The 15,610-nt window shown below is 59.6% G+C and carries 16 protein-coding genes; 8 read left to right on the forward strand and 8 right to left on the reverse strand.

What is annotated here, in order from left to right; all coding sequences use genetic code 11:
* Positions 1-64: 64 nt before the first annotated feature.
* From ACQY1J_RS03330 to ACQY1J_RS03360, 7 genes are all read right to left on the reverse strand, one after another.
* On the reverse strand, positions 65-346 hold the full coding sequence (locus ACQY1J_RS03330; protein ID WP_430249367.1) for a DUF2160 domain-containing protein: 282 nt from the start codon (positions 344-346) through the stop codon (positions 65-67).
* Between the two features lie 13 nt (positions 347-359).
* Positions 360-1,187 carry a carbohydrate ABC transporter permease gene (locus ACQY1J_RS03335; protein WP_062576484.1) on the reverse strand — a complete coding sequence of 276 codons (828 nt, stop codon included), beginning with the start codon at positions 1,185-1,187 and terminating at the stop codon, positions 360-362.
* 14 nt (positions 1,188-1,201) lie between these two features.
* Positions 1,202-2,068: a carbohydrate ABC transporter permease gene (locus ACQY1J_RS03340; RefSeq protein ID WP_062576486.1), complete on the reverse strand. Its 867-nt coding sequence runs from the start codon at positions 2,066-2,068 to the stop codon at positions 1,202-1,204.
* Between the two features lie 5 nt (positions 2,069-2,073).
* Positions 2,074-3,144: an ABC transporter ATP-binding protein gene (locus tag ACQY1J_RS03345; RefSeq protein ID WP_430249368.1), complete on the reverse strand. Its 1,071-nt coding sequence runs from the start codon at positions 3,142-3,144 to the stop codon at positions 2,074-2,076.
* Positions 3,145-3,155: 11 nt separating this feature from the next.
* Entirely contained in the window at positions 3,156-4,229 is a 1,074-nt protein-coding gene (locus tag ACQY1J_RS03350; protein ID WP_430249369.1) for an ABC transporter ATP-binding protein, read from the reverse strand.
* 40 nt (positions 4,230-4,269) lie between these two features.
* Entirely contained in the window at positions 4,270-5,796 is a 1,527-nt protein-coding gene (glpD, locus tag ACQY1J_RS03355) for a glycerol-3-phosphate dehydrogenase (RefSeq protein WP_062458888.1), read from the reverse strand.
* A gap of 100 nt (positions 5,797-5,896) precedes the next feature.
* A complete protein-coding gene (locus ACQY1J_RS03360; protein ID WP_062458885.1) occupies positions 5,897-6,694 on the reverse strand; it encodes a DeoR/GlpR family DNA-binding transcription regulator in 798 nt (265 codons plus the stop codon).
* A 449-nt stretch (positions 6,695-7,143) separates the two neighbouring features.
* Here ACQY1J_RS03360 and ACQY1J_RS03365 point away from each other — a divergent pair, with 449 nt between their 5' ends.
* The 8 genes from ACQY1J_RS03365 to copD all read left to right on the forward strand — a co-directional run bounded on the left by ACQY1J_RS03365 (position 7,144) and on the right by copD (position 14,532).
* Positions 7,144-7,686 (forward strand): sigma-70 family RNA polymerase sigma factor, encoded by a 543-nt coding sequence (locus ACQY1J_RS03365; protein WP_062458883.1) that lies wholly within the window; start codon positions 7,144-7,146, stop codon positions 7,684-7,686.
* Positions 7,679-8,449 (forward strand): anti-sigma factor family protein, encoded by a 771-nt coding sequence (locus tag ACQY1J_RS03370; RefSeq protein ID WP_062458880.1) that lies wholly within the window; start codon positions 7,679-7,681, stop codon positions 8,447-8,449. Before ACQY1J_RS03365 ends, ACQY1J_RS03370 begins: the two co-directional genes overlap by 8 nt.
* Before the next feature lie 17 nt (positions 8,450-8,466).
* A complete protein-coding gene (locus ACQY1J_RS03375) occupies positions 8,467-9,183 on the forward strand; it encodes a Bax inhibitor-1/YccA family protein (RefSeq protein WP_062458877.1) in 717 nt (238 codons plus the stop codon).
* 235 nt (positions 9,184-9,418) lie between these two features.
* Positions 9,419-11,320 (forward strand): potassium transporter Kup, encoded by a 1,902-nt coding sequence (locus tag ACQY1J_RS03380; protein WP_062458874.1) that lies wholly within the window; start codon positions 9,419-9,421, stop codon positions 11,318-11,320.
* A 94-nt stretch (positions 11,321-11,414) separates the two neighbouring features.
* On the forward strand, positions 11,415-11,822 hold the full coding sequence (locus ACQY1J_RS03385) for a hypothetical protein (protein ID WP_430249371.1): 408 nt from the start codon (positions 11,415-11,417) through the stop codon (positions 11,820-11,822).
* 91 nt (positions 11,823-11,913) lie between these two features.
* A complete protein-coding gene (locus ACQY1J_RS03390; protein ID WP_430249372.1) occupies positions 11,914-13,278 on the forward strand; it encodes a PepSY-associated TM helix domain-containing protein in 1,365 nt (454 codons plus the stop codon).
* A gap of 10 nt (positions 13,279-13,288) precedes the next feature.
* Positions 13,289-13,651, forward strand: coding sequence for a copper homeostasis periplasmic binding protein CopC (gene copC / locus ACQY1J_RS03395; protein ID WP_430249374.1), 363 nt, complete (start codon positions 13,289-13,291; stop codon positions 13,649-13,651).
* Positions 13,648-14,532 carry a copper homeostasis membrane protein CopD gene (gene copD / locus ACQY1J_RS03400; RefSeq protein ID WP_430249375.1) on the forward strand — a complete coding sequence of 295 codons (885 nt, stop codon included), beginning with the start codon at positions 13,648-13,650 and terminating at the stop codon, positions 14,530-14,532. Before copC ends, copD begins: the two co-directional genes overlap by 4 nt.
* 3 nt (positions 14,533-14,535) lie before the next feature.
* Here the strand turns inward: copD and ACQY1J_RS03405 are convergent, their stop codons facing one another.
* A complete protein-coding gene (locus tag ACQY1J_RS03405) occupies positions 14,536-15,609 on the reverse strand; it encodes a lactonase family protein (protein ID WP_430249376.1) in 1,074 nt (357 codons plus the stop codon).
* Between the last annotated feature and the right edge of the window lies 1 nt (position 15,610).

Raw genomic sequence — 15,610 nt, forward strand, 5'->3', positions numbered from 1 at the left:
CCAGAGTTGCGATTGCGATTTCGTTTCGGCGCCAGTCCTCCCGCGCGCCGTATCAAACTTGCCTTCAGACGAAGCGGAGAACGCCGACGGCGTAGACCACAGCGAGGGCAAGAGCCCACCACAGATTGGTGCCGATCAGCCCCAACCATGCGAGATTGATGAATGCTGCACCAAGCAGCGAAATGAAGAGCCGGTCCCCCCGCGTTGTCTCGAAGCGCAGGATCCCAACCCGTGGCGCTCCCCCCGGAGAAAAATACTCCCAGATGCCCATCGCTGCAATCAAGGCGAAGATGGTCACGAAGAAAAGCGTCGTCGGCAGCGTCCAGGCCATCCATGAAAAGCTCATCTGCGTTCTCCTTCTAGACCCGACCCAGGGCAAAGCCCTTGGCGATGTAGTTGCGGACAAAGTAGATCACGAGCGCGCCCGGCACGATCGTCAGCACGCCGGCGGCTGCCAGAACGCCCCAGTCCATGCCGGACGCCGAAACGGTGCGGGTCATGATGGCCGAGATCGGCTTGGCGGCAGTGGTCGTCAGCGTGCGGGCAAGCAAAAGCTCGACCCACGAGAACATGAAGCAGAAGAAGGCTGCGACGCCGATGCCGGACGCGATCAGCGGCATGAAAATCTTCACGAAGAAGCGCGGGAAGGAATAGCCGTCGATATAGGCGGTTTCGTCGATTTCCTTCGGCACGCCGGACATGAAACCCTCGAGTATCCAGACGGCCAGAGGAACGTTGAACAGGCAGTGGGCGAGTGCCACGGCGATATGCGTGTCGATCAGTCCGAAGGCGGAATAGAGCTGGAAGAATGGCAGCGCAAAGACCGCCGGTGGCGCCATCCGGTTGGTCAGCAGCCAGAAGAACAGGTGCTTGTCGCCGAGAAACCGGTAGCGCGAGAAGGCGTAGGCCGCGGGAAGTGCCGCCGCCACCGAGATCAGCGTGTTCAGACCCACATAGATAATCGAGTTGATATAGCCGTTGTACCAGGACGGATCGGTGAAGATCACTGTGTAATTCCGCAGCGTCGGGTTATGCGGGAAGAGCGAGAAGGTGCCGGTGATCTCGGCATTCTCCTTGAAGCTCATATTGACCAGCCAGTAGATCGGCAGCAGCAGGAAGATGATGTAGATCGTCGAGACGAGCCAGGAGTAGCTGCGCGCCGGCTTGAATGTGTTGACTTGAGCCATTGTAACCGTCCTCCTCACGCGTCTTTGTCGCTGCTGGTCATGACCGTGTAGAAGATCCACGACATCAGCAGGATGATGAGGAAGTAGATGATCGACATCGCCGCGGCCGGCCCGAGGTCGAACTGCCCGACCGCCATCTTGACGAGATCGATCGACAGGAAGGTTGTCGAGTTGCCGGGCCCGCCGCCGGTGACGACGAAGGGTTCGGTATAAATCATGAAACTATCCATGAAGCGCAGGAGCACGGCAATCAGCAGCACCCGCTTCATCTTCGGCAACTGGATAAAGCGGAACACCGACCAGCGCGACGCGCCATCGATTTTCGCAGCCTGATAGTAGGCATCCGGGATCGACACGAGACCGGCATAGCAGAGGAGCACGACAAGGCTCGTCCAGTGCCAGACATCCATCACGATGACGGTGACCCAGGCATCGATCGGATCGCGGACATAGTTGTAGTCGATGCCGAGGATTGCGAGCGTGCGGCCGAGAAGGCCGATATCGACGCGACCAAACACCTGCCAGATGGTGCCGACCACGTTCCACGGGATCAGCAGCGGCAGCGCCATCAAAACGAGGCAGACCGGGACGCCTAGACCCTTTTTCGGCATGTTCAGCGCGATGAAGATGCCGAGCGGAATTTCCAGCGCAAGAATGATGACAGAGAACAGCAGGTTGCGCTGCAACGCCGCCCAGAACCGATCCGAATTCAGGATTTCGGTAAACCAGCCAGTGCCTGCCCAGAAGAATTCGTTGTTGCCGAACGTGTCCTGCACCGAGTAGTTCACAACGGTCATCAACGGTATCGCCGCTGAAAACAGGACCAGCAGCAGCACCGGAAGAACGAAGAACCAGGCCTTGTTGTTATAGGTCTTTTCCATGCCGTTCACGCCTCCCCGCCGACGCGCCAGGAATTGGCGTAGATATTGATACCTGCAGGATCAAAGCTCACGCGGGCTTCCGCCGGAATTTCCGTATTCTCGTCGGCGACGATCGCAAGCGGCTTTCCCTCGAATTCGGCGCGGACGATGCGCCGTCGGCCGATATCCTCGATCCGGCTGATCTTCACCGGCATGCCTTCTCGACCGAGATGGATGAACTCCGGACGGATGCCGAGTTCGATCCGGTCGCCCAGCCTCGTCTTCGGCGGCACATTGAGGTCCATCCGCTGACTGCCGACCACGACAGACCGCTCATTCAGCTGCGCCGGCAGGACGTTCATGCCGGGCGAGCCGATGAAATAGCCGACGAATGTATGGCTGGGCTTCTCGAACAATTCCGCAGGGGTGCCGATCTGCACAATCTCGCCCTCGTACATCACGACGACCTTGTCTGCGAAGGTCAGGGCTTCGGTCTGGTCGTGGGTGACATAGACCATGGTAAAGCCGAACTGCTTGTGGATCCGCTTCAACTGCGAGCGCAGCACCCATTTCATATGGGGATCGATCACGGTCAGCGGTTCATCGAACAGGATGGCGTTGACGTCGTTGCGCACGAGGCCGCGGCCGAGTGATATCTTCTGCTTCTGGTCAGCGGTCAGGCCCCGCGCCTTGCGGTCGGCCCAATCGGCAAGATCGATGATCCCCAGCATGTCGCGAACGCGCTTGTCGACTTCGGCCTCGGGTACTTTGCGGTTTCGCAGCGGGAAGGCCAGATTGTCGTAGACCGTCATCGTGTCGTAGATAACCGGGAACTGGAACACCTGCGCGATGTTGCGACCCTGTGTCGAGACTTCCGTCACGTCGTTTCCATCAAACAGGATGCGTCCGTGCGACGGCTGCAGCAGACCGGAGATGATGTTGAGCAACGTGGTCTTTCCGCAGCCGGAGGGGCCAAGCAGCGCGTAGGCGCCACCGTCGTTCCATTCGTGATGAACTTCGCGAAGCGCATAGTCGCTGTCGGCGACGGGGTTGGCGCCGTAGGCGTGGCGGATATGGTCGAGGGTGATGCGTGCCATGATGTTTCCCCCTAAGCCGCAGCCGCAGCGATTGCCCGGCCATCGCTGCCGAACGCCATCAGATGTCGGGTATCGAGAAAGACTTCGATGCCGGTATCTGGATCAATGTTGTGAATGCCGGGCGCCAGCATCACCCATTTCACGCCGTCATATTCAAGATGCACGAAGCTTTCCGAACCGGTGATTTCCGAGATCTGCGTGCGGGCGGCAAGGCGGGCCGAATTCTCGGTCTGCTGCGTAAAGCTTAGATGATGTGGATGAAACGCAACCGTCAGGGGACCATCCGGTATGGTTCCGAGATGCGCAGGCAAGGGGAGAACGTCGCCTTCGCGGTGGCGGAGCCCGCCACCCGACTTGACCACCTCGATGAAATTCAGCGGCGGATCGGCAAAGGTCTTCGCGGTCGTCAGATCCGCCGGCCTTCTATAAATGTCGATCGTCGGCCCGAACTGGGTGATGCGGCCCTCGGAAAGGGTTGCCGTATTACCGCCCAGCATCAGCGCTTCCGAAGGTTCGGTCGTCGCATAGACAAAGATTGCGCCGGACTGGGCAAAGATCTTGGGAAGCTCTTCGCGCAGTTCTTCACGCAGCTTGTAATCGAGGTTGGCAAGGGGCTCGTCCATCAGCACGAGGCTGGCATTCTTGACCAATGCACGGGCGAGCGCGGTGCGCTGCTGCTGGCCGCCGGACAGATGCAGCGGCGTACGGTCGAGATAGGGCGTCAACCGCAAGAGATCTGCGGCCTTGCGCACCTCGCGGTCGACGGTCGCCTTGTCCTTGCCGGAAATGCGCATCGGCGAGGCAATGTTTTCATAGACGGTCAGGAGCGGATAGTTGATGAACTGCTGGTACACCATCGCGATATTGCGTTTTTGCACCGGCATGCCGGTCACGTCTATTCCATCGAAATAGACAGCACCCTCCGTCGGCCGGTCCAGACCAGCCATCAGCCGCATCAGCGACGTCTTGCCCGAAAGCGTCGGACCGAGCAGCACATTCAGGCTGCCACGCTCGAGCGTAAGGTCGCTCGGGTGAATATGATATTCGCCCGCCACCATTTTCGCAGCTTTTCGCAATTCCAACATGCTTGTTCCCCTGCCTCCTCACAGCGGGAACACATGCCGCTTATCCGGCGATCCTTTCCGGTATTGCGGCCATGTACTCCTCCAAAACCCTCTTCTCGTCAGCGTCGAGCCGTAGCCCGTCCTTTGTTCTCCTCCAAAGGACGTCCTCGGCGCTTAACGCCCATTCCTGATCGGCAAGATAGCGAACCTCCACCTCATAGAGTTCGCCGCCGAAATTATGCCCAAGATCCTCTGCTCGAGCAGCGTTGCCGAGCAAAGTCGCGGCCCTCGTACCGTAACGCCGGACCAGCCTACGCGCATGGCGATCGGTCAGGAAGGGATATCGCGCCTTCAGCCCAGCGACTTCGCTTTCGTAGCCGCGGGCAGGGAAATCGCCACCCGGGAGGTGGCTGTCAGCGGTCCAGGGCTTGCCTTTGACGCCGATGGCTTCGCCGATCTTTTCGACCGCATGTTCCGAAAGCCGTCGATAAGTGGTGAGCTTGCCACCGAACACATTGAGAAGCGGCGCTCCGCCCTCCCCGAGGCCGACCGTATCCAGCTTCAGTACATAGTCGCGGGTTGCCTCCTGCGCTTTCGAGGCGCCGTCGTCGAACAGCGGCCGCACGGCCGAATAGGTCCAGACGATATCTTCCTTGCGCACCGGCTCCTTGAAATACTCGCTCGCCGCCTTGCAGAGATAGTTGGTTTCCTCGTCGGAGATTCGAACGTCCTTCGGATCCTCCTTGAAGTCGCGATCGGTCGTGCCGATCAGCGTGAAATCCTCTTCGTAAGGGATAGCAAAAATGATCCGGTTGTCCGGGTTCTGGAAGAAATAGGCGCGAGGGTCGTCGAACTTCTTCTTGACGACGATATGGCTGCCCTGAACCAGCCGGACATGGTGCGCTTCGTTTTCGCCGAAGGCGGAGCGGATCACCTGGTCCACCCACGGGCCGGCGGCATTGACCAGCATACGAGACTTGTGGGTCTGACTGGAGCCGGTGACCGTGCTTCGGGTAACAATCGTCCAAATGCCCTCTTCGCGCCGCGCCGAAACGACTTTCGTGCGCGGAAGGATCAGGGCACCCTTGTCGGCAGCGTCACGGGCGTTCAGCACCACCATCCGCGCGTCGTCCACCCAGCCATCGGAGTATTCGAAGGCCTTCGTAAACAGCGATTTCAAAGGCTTTCCGGCCGGATCCTTGCGCATATCAAGCGTTGCCGTCGGCGGCAGGAGCTTGCGGCCACCCAGGTGATCGTAGAGAAACAACCCCAGCCGGATCAGCCAGGCGGGTCGGACGCCACCCTTGTGATAGGGGAGAACGAAGCGCATCGGCCAGATGATATGCGGTGCCATTGCCCAGAGCACTTCGCGCTCCATGAGAGACTCGCGCACCAGCCGAAATTCATAGTGTTCGAGATAGCGCAGCCCGCCATGGATAAGCTTGGTGGCGCCTGACGACGTGCCTGAGGCAAAATCGTTCATTTCTGCCAAGGCGACCGAATAGCCGCGACCCACAGCATCGCGCGCGATACCGCAACCGTTGATCCCTCCACCGATCACAAAGACGTCGTGAATTGCCTGACTCATTATCCCCTCGCTAAGCCCTGTCCCCTCACAGAGCCCGGCTCGACATGCCGGCAGCGGCAAATCGAAAGCTAACCCCATTAGAGTGAAAATATCTCGAATGTCAAACGAAAGACGACGCGTGCGTTGCAGCATCCGCGGTGGCTGTTTCGATCAGCGCAACATTCGTCTGATGGCAAAGATCACGGATCAGTTCGGACTGGCAGGCGTCGGTGATGAACGTATGAACCTGGGAGATCTGGGCGATACGAACCGGCGCCGTTCGTTCGAATTTTGTCGAGTCGGCCACGAGGATCACATGCCGGGCGTTGGCAATGATCGCCTGCGCCACTTTCACTTCGCGAAAATCGTAGTCGAGCAGAGCGCCGTCGTGGTCGATGGCCGACGCACCGATGACCGCATAGTCAACCTTGAACTGCCGGATAAAGTCGACGGCCGCCTCGCCGACGATGCCGCCATCAGACTGGCGAACGACACCGCCGGCAATGACGACCTCGATATCGTCGACTACTCTCAACCTGTTGGCAACGTTGATATTATTTGTAATGACCATAAGGTCCTTGTGGGCGGCCAGCGCTTCACCGACGGCCTCCGTCGTGGTCCCGATATTGATGAACAGGGACGCTCCGTCCGGAATGAGGGCTGCCGCAGCCTCGCCGATCGCCTGCTTCTCGACGGCAGCGATCTGGCGGCGCGCTTCATAGCGCATGTTCTCGATGCTGCGCGGAAACGTGGCTCCACCATGGATGCGGTTGAGGACGTCCGCCTCACAGAGATCATTCAAGTCCTTGCGGATCGTCTGCGGCGTGACGGAGAACTGAGTGGCCAGATCCTCCACCAGGACCCGCCCGGTCATCCTCGCCACCTCGACGATCCTTGCCTGCCTGTCCGTCAGATGCATCTCGTCCCCGTGCTTTCGTTTTCTTTCACTTTGAGACAAAAGCCGCGCGCAGGCAACAGCCTTTACGAAGGAGATCGCTTAAGGACGTTGCCATAGGGTGAAAACGAAAAGAGCCCGCCGCGGGAGGAGGTGCGGCAGGCTCTTCAAAAGACGAGAGCAACGGCTGGGAGGAGGAGTGCCGGTGCTCTGCTGCAGAAACCTCTGGGAGGAGGAGGGAGGGTTCTGCGTGTCTGACGATTTGGGAGGAGGTAAATCGTTTCGACAAGATGGAAGATACGCTAAACCCGCTCATTTTCTAGGCAGGAATTGTCAGGGCAGACATGCACCGGACGCATACCTACCTTGGCCTTCAAAACGAGGGTTTGCCCTGCGACTTTGAAGGGCAAAAAATCACGAAAATAATTTCTGACTAATGGAATAAAATCCGGCCGGCGTTCGTATAAGCAGGTATGGACCCGAACAAACGCTCATTCGACGTGATCGCACAGCTTGCCGCGTTGAGACGCTACGCACGCTCGCTTGCGCGCAACTCTGTCGACGCCGAAGACCTGGTGCATGACGCGTTGGTCAAGGCGTATGAGAAGCGTTCAACCTTCCACTCGGGTGGAAATCTGCGGAACTGGCTGCTCTCGATCGTCCACAACACGCATCTGGACGGTCGCCGCAGCGCCCTTGCCCGTCGTCGCCGCGACGACCTGTTTGCCGATGATGGCTCGACCGCAACCGAGCCGTCCTATCCGGCAGCGCAGGAACATTCGGTTCGCCTGCAGCAGGTTCGCGAGGCTTTCATGACCTTGCCGGAGGATCAGCGCGAAGCGTTGCACCTCGTTGCGGTGGAAGACCTGTCCTATCAGGAAGCCGCCGACACGTTGGGTATTCCAGTCGGCACGCTGATGTCGCGGATATCGAGGGCGCGGGCTCGGCTGCGCAGCATGGAAGATGACAAAGGGCGTGGCGGCCACCTGAAAATCGTAGGAGGCAAAGATGAATGAGACCGGAACGGTCGTCCTGAATGACCTCGACGCCTACGTGGACAACCAGCTCGACGCGGCGGGACGCCTGCGTGTCGAGAACTACCTGTCCAGCCACCCGGAAGACGCCGCACGCGTCATGGCCGATCTCGGAATGCGGACGACGCTGAAGCTCGCTCTCACCGATGACGCCGTGCATGGCAGGACGGAGACCCGCGAGGCGGCGAGACGACTTTCCGCGAGTCTTGAAAGCCGGCGCACCTTCACCGCTCTCAGGCGCGTCGCGGCGATTGCCATGCTTGTTTCGGCAGGATGGTTTGCCAATTCCTCGATCGGTCCGTTCGGTCCGAGCGAAGTCAATGCTTCGGTCCAGCCGCCGGCACTGATCGAAAACGCGGTGCGGGCGCACGAGACGTCGCTCGTTCGCGAAAAGATGCCATCCCAGCCGGAAGCAAGGACCTACGACCGGGAGGACATCCGCGCCGCAACGGCAATCGTCATGCCCGAATTGCCAAAGGGCTGGCAGGTGACCGACGTGCAGATCTTTCCCTCGGATTACGGCCCGAGCGTCGAGGCAAGTATGCGCACCGCTGATGGCATCAGGGTATCTCTCTATGCCGTGCGACCTGGCCATTTCGCGGTCGAGCCTATCAAGGACATGAATATGCCGAAGGCCGAAGCGGCCTGGTGGCAGATCGGCGACGTGGCTTACGCCGTGGTGTCGAGCACGACCGATATCGGTCTCGCAGACGAGGCCGAGCTTCTCAAGAATTCCCTTTACTGATCAACAGGAGATTCCGAATGTATGAAAACGACCGGCGCTGGGGCGCCACGACAGCACAATCCGGCGCAGTCTTCGATGAAGGCCTTCGCCAGCACATGCTGCGCATCTACAATTACATGGGGCTTGGCCTCGTCATCACCGGTATCGTCGCCTTCATCGTCGGCACCACGCCGGCGCTTTACGTGCCGATCTTCTCCAGCCCGCTGAAGTGGGTGGTGATGCTTGCGCCGCTCGCCTTCGTGTTCTTCTTCTCGTTCAAGATCCAGTCCATGTCGGCCGCCTCCGCGCAGATGACCTTCTGGGCGTTCTGCGCCGTCATGGGTCTGTCCCTTGCTTCGGTGTTCCTTGTATTTACCGGCGCAAGCATCGCACGCACCTTCTTTATCGCCGCAACCATGTTCGGCGCGACCAGCCTTTACGGCTACGTCACCAAGCGTGACCTCGCCAAGTTCGGCTCGTTCATGATCATGGGTCTGATCGGTGTGATGATCGCTTCGATCGTCAACATCTTCCTCGGCTCCAGCGCCCTGCAGTTTGCCGTATCGGTGATCGGTATCGTCGTATTCGTCGGCCTGACTGCTTGGGATACCCAGAACATCAAGCAGCAGTATGCAGAAAACTACGATCAGGAAAGCCAGCAGAAAATGGCCGTGATGGGCGCGCTGTCACTCTACCTGAACTTCGTCAACATCTTCCAGCTGCTGCTCAATTTCACCGGCCAGCGCGAAGAATAGACGACAAGAACAACCGGTTCCGAGACACCTTTCGGACCTCTACCAGCAGGGCGGATCACTCCGCCCTGCTTTTCTGTGACCACGCGAATGACGGCCTGCTGAAGGATATCGACCTGCGACTTCAGATGAAATAGGAATGCGTGGATCGAATTCGTTCAACACGTGTTTACGCGTCTATTCCGGCAGTAAACCGTTCGAGCTCGTTCGGTTGGAAAACCCTCAGACTGGAGTCCGCATGACATCCTCGACCGCCGGTTCGGCCGACAAAGCCGCAGGCCACCGGAAATTTCTTGTCCTGCTCTTGGGCTCGATCGGCGTCGTCTACGGTGATATTGGCACCAGTCCGCTCTACGCGTTCCGGGAGGCTCTACGACCATTTTCAGAGAATGGCGTCCAGCCCGAACATGTCATCGGACTGATCTCTCTGATGGTTTGGACACTGACGATCATCGTCACGTTCAAATACGTCCTGTTCCTGCTTCGCGCCGATAATGACGGCGAAGGCGGCACGCTGTCGCTGCTTGCCCTGTTGATGAAGAAGACAGGCGGCTACATGCCTGTCCTGTTCTTTGCAGGCCTGATCGGTTCGGCTCTGTTCATCGGCGATGCAATGATCACACCCGCACTGTCGGTCATGTCGGCGCTTGAAGGTATGAAGCTCGTGACGCCCGCCTTCTCCGACTATGTCTTGCCGCTCTCAGCCGCGATCATGGTCGGCCTGTTTGCGATCCAGTCCAAGGGCACCGAAGCAGTTGCCAAATTCTTCGGCCCGATCACGGTCGTCTGGTTTCTGGCGATGGCATGGGGTGGCATGATCCATATCGGCGACGATTGGACCATCCTCGAAGCCCTCAACCCTATCAATGCGCTCTGGTTTATCACCCATGCCGGCTGGGCGGGTCTCATCGTGCTCGGCGCGGTATTTCTGACCGTGACGGGCGCGGAAGCCCTTTACGCCGATCTCGGCCATTTCGGTCGCAAGCCAATCAGTGTCGCCTGGTTCATCCTCGTATTTCCCGCGCTGGCATTGAATTACCTTGGGCAGGGCGCGTTGGTCCTGAGCAACCCGGCCGCCATCGAGAACCCGTTCTATCTGCTCTATCCGGACTGGGCGTTGCTGCCGATGGTCATTCTGGCAACGATGGCAACCGTCATCGCCAGCCAGGCTGTCATTACGGGCGCGTTTTCGCTTGCCCGGCAGGCCGTGCATCTCGGCTTCCTGCCGCGGCTGATGATAAAGTTCACCTCGGAAACCAATACCGGGCAGATCTATGTTCCGGCCGTGAACATGATTCTGTTCATCGGCGTCCTGGTGCTGATCTTCTCATTCGGCGATTCAGAATCGCTGGCAACCGCCTACGGTATCTCGGTCACCGGCGCGATGGTCGTGACAACGCTGATGTCGTTCCAGTTCTTGCGGGCGGTGCGCGGATACTCGGCCCTTATCGCCGGCGCACTTCTGCTGCCGCTGCTCTTGATCGAAGCGGTGTTCCTTGCCGCAAACCTTCTCAAAATCCACGACGGCGGCTGGGTGCCCGTGGCGCTCGCCTTCTTCATCATGATCCTAATGTGGACGTGGACGAAGGGTTCGAAATACATCAAGGACAAGACCGCCAGGAACGACATCCCGCTGGAAGTCTTCATTCCGATGATCGAAAAGGAATCCGATCATTCGCCGGTCGTGGTTCCCGGCACTGCAATCTTCCTCACCAGCGTTCCCAACCGGACGCCGGCAGTCCTGCTGCACAACATCAAGCACAATCATGTCCTGCACGAGCAAAACGTCATCCTGACGATCTGGACGCAGGACAAACCCTACGTTCCCGATCGCGAACGGGTGGAAATGAAACGCATCTCCAAGCGTTTTATCCGCCTCGACATCACCTTCGGCTACATGGACGAGCCAAATGTCACCAGAGCACTGACGCTCTGTCGTAAGGCGGGCTTCAAGTTCGAGATCATGCAGACCTCGTTCTATCTGGGACGGCGCAACCTGGTCAGCACACCCAATACCGGGTTGCCGGCCTGGCAGGAGCAGATCTACATGGCACTGGCCGATTTCGCGATCGACCCATCCGCCTATTTCAAGCTTCCACCCAACCGTGTCGTGGAACTGGGAGAGCAGGTGGCGATCTGACCTGATCCCTTTCGCCATCACGCGTACAGTATGCCGCATTGTACTTGCGCCGGGGTGTGCTATCGAAAGATCGAACCCCGTGCACGAGGACGCGATGGGAAGGCTGGTCGGTAAATCGGAACAATGGGCGGTGCGCATTCTATGCGCCATCGCGCTTGTTGTTCTCGGCCTCTCGCATCAGCCGCCTGCCCTTGCAGCCACCGGTTTCGATCCGGCTGACTATGCCGAGTACGTGCTGCCGGACGGCACGCTGCCGACGCTCTGCGTCACGTCAAACAGCGATCGGCCTGACCGGGACGGACAACACCACCATAGCAAAGGCGCCAAGACCGACTGCGAAGCCTGCCGTATCAGCGCCGTGGCGATGGTCCCACCCGCGCCGATCCACGCAGAACGGGTATTCCTCGCCCAAGAACTGGCCAAGTATCCGTTCCCGGTGGGCGAGATCACCCGCCAGTTATATCCGCCGAATACCGGTCCCCGAGCACCCCCCTTCGCCTGATGATCATTTGAGCCTCCGCTGCGGCTTTTGCCCGCGGCTTGTTCAATGTTGCAGATCGGCACAGTCTCGCCTGCCATCAGGATAATACCGAATGACCATCTTAACTTCCGCCTCACCCGCGGAAAGCGACGCCTCGAGCGTTTCGCTTTACCGCGCCCTATGGCGCTGGCATTTCTTTGCGGGTCTTCTCGCCATTCCCTTCATGCTCAACCTAGCCATCACCGGTGGGCTCTACCTGTTCAAGGACGAAATCAACGATACGTTTTTTGCATATCGCTACCAGGTGGAAGCCGCCGGTTCGCCGCTTTCGCCGGACCGGATCGTCGAAGTCGCCGCATCCGCCGTCCCGGGTTCGGTGGCGCGCTCTTACAAGGACCCTGCTTCGGCAACACGGAGCGCCATAGTCACCGTGTCGTCCAAAGCCGGCTCCACGCTCGTCTTCGTCAATCCCTACGATGGCGACGTGCTGGATACGGTCGCGTCCGCGGACGAATTCAATCAGGTGGTCAGAAGCATCCACAGCCTCGCCTATTTCGGTACCTTTCCCAACATCCTGACAGAGATCGCCGGCGGCTTTGCCATGGTTCTGGTCGCGACCGGGATCTATCTCTGGTGGCCGCGGCGGCAGACCGGCGGTGTGGTGACGGTACGCGGAAATCCTTCGCGGCGGGTGTTCTGGCGTGACGTGCACGCGGTCACCGGCGCTTTCGCAGGGTTGCTGATCTTCTTTCTCGCCGCCACAGGCATGTTCTGGTCGAACACCTGGGGCAGCAATGTCCAGGCCTGGCTCACCGACAAGGGCCTCGGCTATCCGGCAGAGCTTTGGGACAACGTGCCGGTGTCGAAGAAGGTGACGGGCGATGTCGCGCCCAATAGCGGCTGGAGCGTCGAAAAGGCGCCGGTGCCGATGTCGGGTACGCTGACCGGCGAACCGATAGGCCTCGGAAAGGCCGTCGCGATCGCGAAGGATCTGGGCATAGCCCCGGGTTTCGATACGGCGATCCCCCGCACGGAAACGGGCGTCTATACCGCTTCCATCTTTCCTGACGACCTTTCGAAGGAAAGGACGATCCATATTGATCAGTATTCCGGAACACCGCTGGTCGACATGGGTTATCCGCTCTATCCGGCGCCTGGAAAGGCTGTCGCGTGGGGTGTCAATGTTCATATGGGCCAGGAATGGGGTCGGTTTAACCAGATGCTGATGCTCGCCACCTGCCTTGCGATCGTCTTTACCTGCGTCACCGCTGTCGTCATGTGGTGGAAACGCCGTCCATCCGGCCGCCTTGGCGTCCCGCCGATGCCGCCGAGCCGTTCCGTCTATTTCGGTCTGTGGCTGATCACGCTGGTTTTTGCCATCGCGTTTCCGATGTGCGGGATTGCGATCGTCGCGATGATCGCCTTCGACCAGATCGTCGTCCGCTTCGTTCCGCCGCTCAAACGCGCCTTCGCTTAAAGGAAAACACATGCGTAACACACTCATCGCTTCGCTTGCACTCGCGGCTTTTGTTGCCGCCGCTGGCCAGGCTGCTGCCCATGCCAGCGTCAAATCGACGACCCCAACCGACAAGGCATCCGTTGCATCGCCGGAAGAACTGGACCTGACATTTTCCGAAGCCCTGAACCTGCCGTTCAGCAAGCTTCACCTTCTCGGCCCAGACGGCAAGGAGATCGAGATCGGCAAGGGCGTGCTGAAAGACGCTGACAAGACGATGACTGCGCCGGTCACCGGGCCGCTCAAGCCCGGCACATATACGGTCAGATGGAATGTGCTTTCGGTCGATGGCCACAAGACCAACGGCACGTACACGTTCACCGTGAAGCCGTGACAACGGCTGAGACCCTCATTGTAGTCTGCCGTTTCGGCTTCTACGCAGGCGCCCTGTTCCTCTGGGGCGCCGCAACCTATATCGCCGGTTTTGTGCCGGACGGTCTACGGCAATCGGTGTGGGCGAAGCTCACACCGATCCGTGGCCTGTCGGTGCTTGTGATAGCGGGTGCGACGGTTGCATCTCTGCCGCTCAACGCCGCCCTTCTCGGCGACGGCTGGCAGGATGCGGCGGATCTCGGCATGCTGTGGACGGTCATAACCCAGACCAGTATCGGCACCGTCTGGATAGTGCAGGCGATTGCTGCAGGCCTGTTGTTTGCGGCCCTTACGCCCTCCTCGCGCTCGAAAATCCTACCGACGGCGCTGGCAGCTTTGGTCGCTCTCGCCAGCCTTCCGATTTCCGGACACGCAGCCATCCACGATGGATCACTGCGCCTGCTGCACCGGGCAAACGATCTGCTGCACCTTCTCTCGGGCGGGTTCTGGTTCGGGGCGCTGTTACCGGTCGCTCTGCTTCTCCCCGCGCTCAGGGACCAGTCGACGCGACACGATGCCACGACCGCTTTGATCGGCTTTTCCCGGGCAGGTCATGTTGCCGTGGCGCTTGTGATCGTGACAGGGCTGTTCAGCACCTGGCTCATCGTCGGCGGCCTGCCGCTTGACTGGTCCTTGCCCTATCAGCTGCTGCTTTCGGCCAAGATCCTGATCGTTGCAACCATGGTCGCGCTGGCGATCGTCAACCGTTACGTCTTCGTACGGCTGCTCGACCGCAGCCCGCTGATGTATCGAAGCCTCGTCTGCGCGACGGTCACGGAAATCGGGCTTAGCCTCGGAGTGCTCGCCCTCGTCGCCTATTTCGGTCGTTTGCAGCCGGTCTAGACGTCAGGCGAACAGGACGCAGACGGGACTGCCGATCTCGAACGGCTCGCCGATGGTCGTCAGCGTTCCGTGTTCCCCATTGATCTCAAAGAACACCAGCGAGTGGCTGTCCTGGTTGGCGACGATGAGATAGCGACCGGTGGGATCGATGGCGAAATCCCGCGGGGTTCTACCAATGGTGGGATACCAGCCGAGGGTTCTCAACCCGCCATCGGCCAGAATTTCACAGGCGACGATCGTGTCATGGCCGCGGTTGGAGACATAAAGAAACCTGCCATTCGGATGAATTTTGATCGCCGCGCAGGACGACGTGCCGGCAAAATCGGCCGGCACTGTGCTGGTTTCTGACAGGAGCGTGAAATTGTCTCCCTCGATGGCATAGGCACCGACGGTGCAGGCGGCCTCATGCGCGACGTAGAGCCTACGACCATCCCGCGAGCAGACGATATGGCGCGGCAGTGAACCGCCGGGCACGTGCAGCACGACATCCGGCTCTGAGCCTATTCCCTGATCGCCGAATGCATATCTGGCGATCTCGTCGGTCCCGAGATCGCAAACGAGAACATGCCGATCGCCAGGCATGACCAAAACCTGGTGCACATGCGGGCCTTCCTGCCTGTCGGTGACGGGGCCGGATCCTGTCCGCTGGATCACCATGACGTCGTCGTCATCGGGAAGACCCTGATGATCAAGACCGTAAGCGACCGCACTTCCGCTGCCGTAATTGGCAACGAACAGCCGTTTCCCTGAACTGTCGAGCGAAACATGACACGGCGCTGAACCTCTCGCCGAGATGCGCTTCGCCAAGTTTAGACCGCCGTCCCCGTCGATCTGCAGGACAACCACGCCCGCCTGCGCCTCGTCGTCGAGTTCCTCGACGGCATAGAGGACGTTTCCATCCTGCCCGAGCGCCAGATAGGTGGGGTTGCGGATCGCTTCGAACGCCGCGACCTCTTCGAACCGGCCCGTCTGGAAATCAAGAGAAAGCAGGCTGACGCCTTTTCCCTTGCCCTCCACATGCGGCATCGATTCCGTGTAGCTGCCTATGATGACGCGCGCCGTCTGAAGATCGTCCATG

The organism is Neorhizobium sp. DAR64860/K0K1 (assembly GCF_050500205.1).
Lineage (GTDB): Bacteria > Pseudomonadota > Alphaproteobacteria > Rhizobiales > Rhizobiaceae > Neorhizobium > Neorhizobium soli.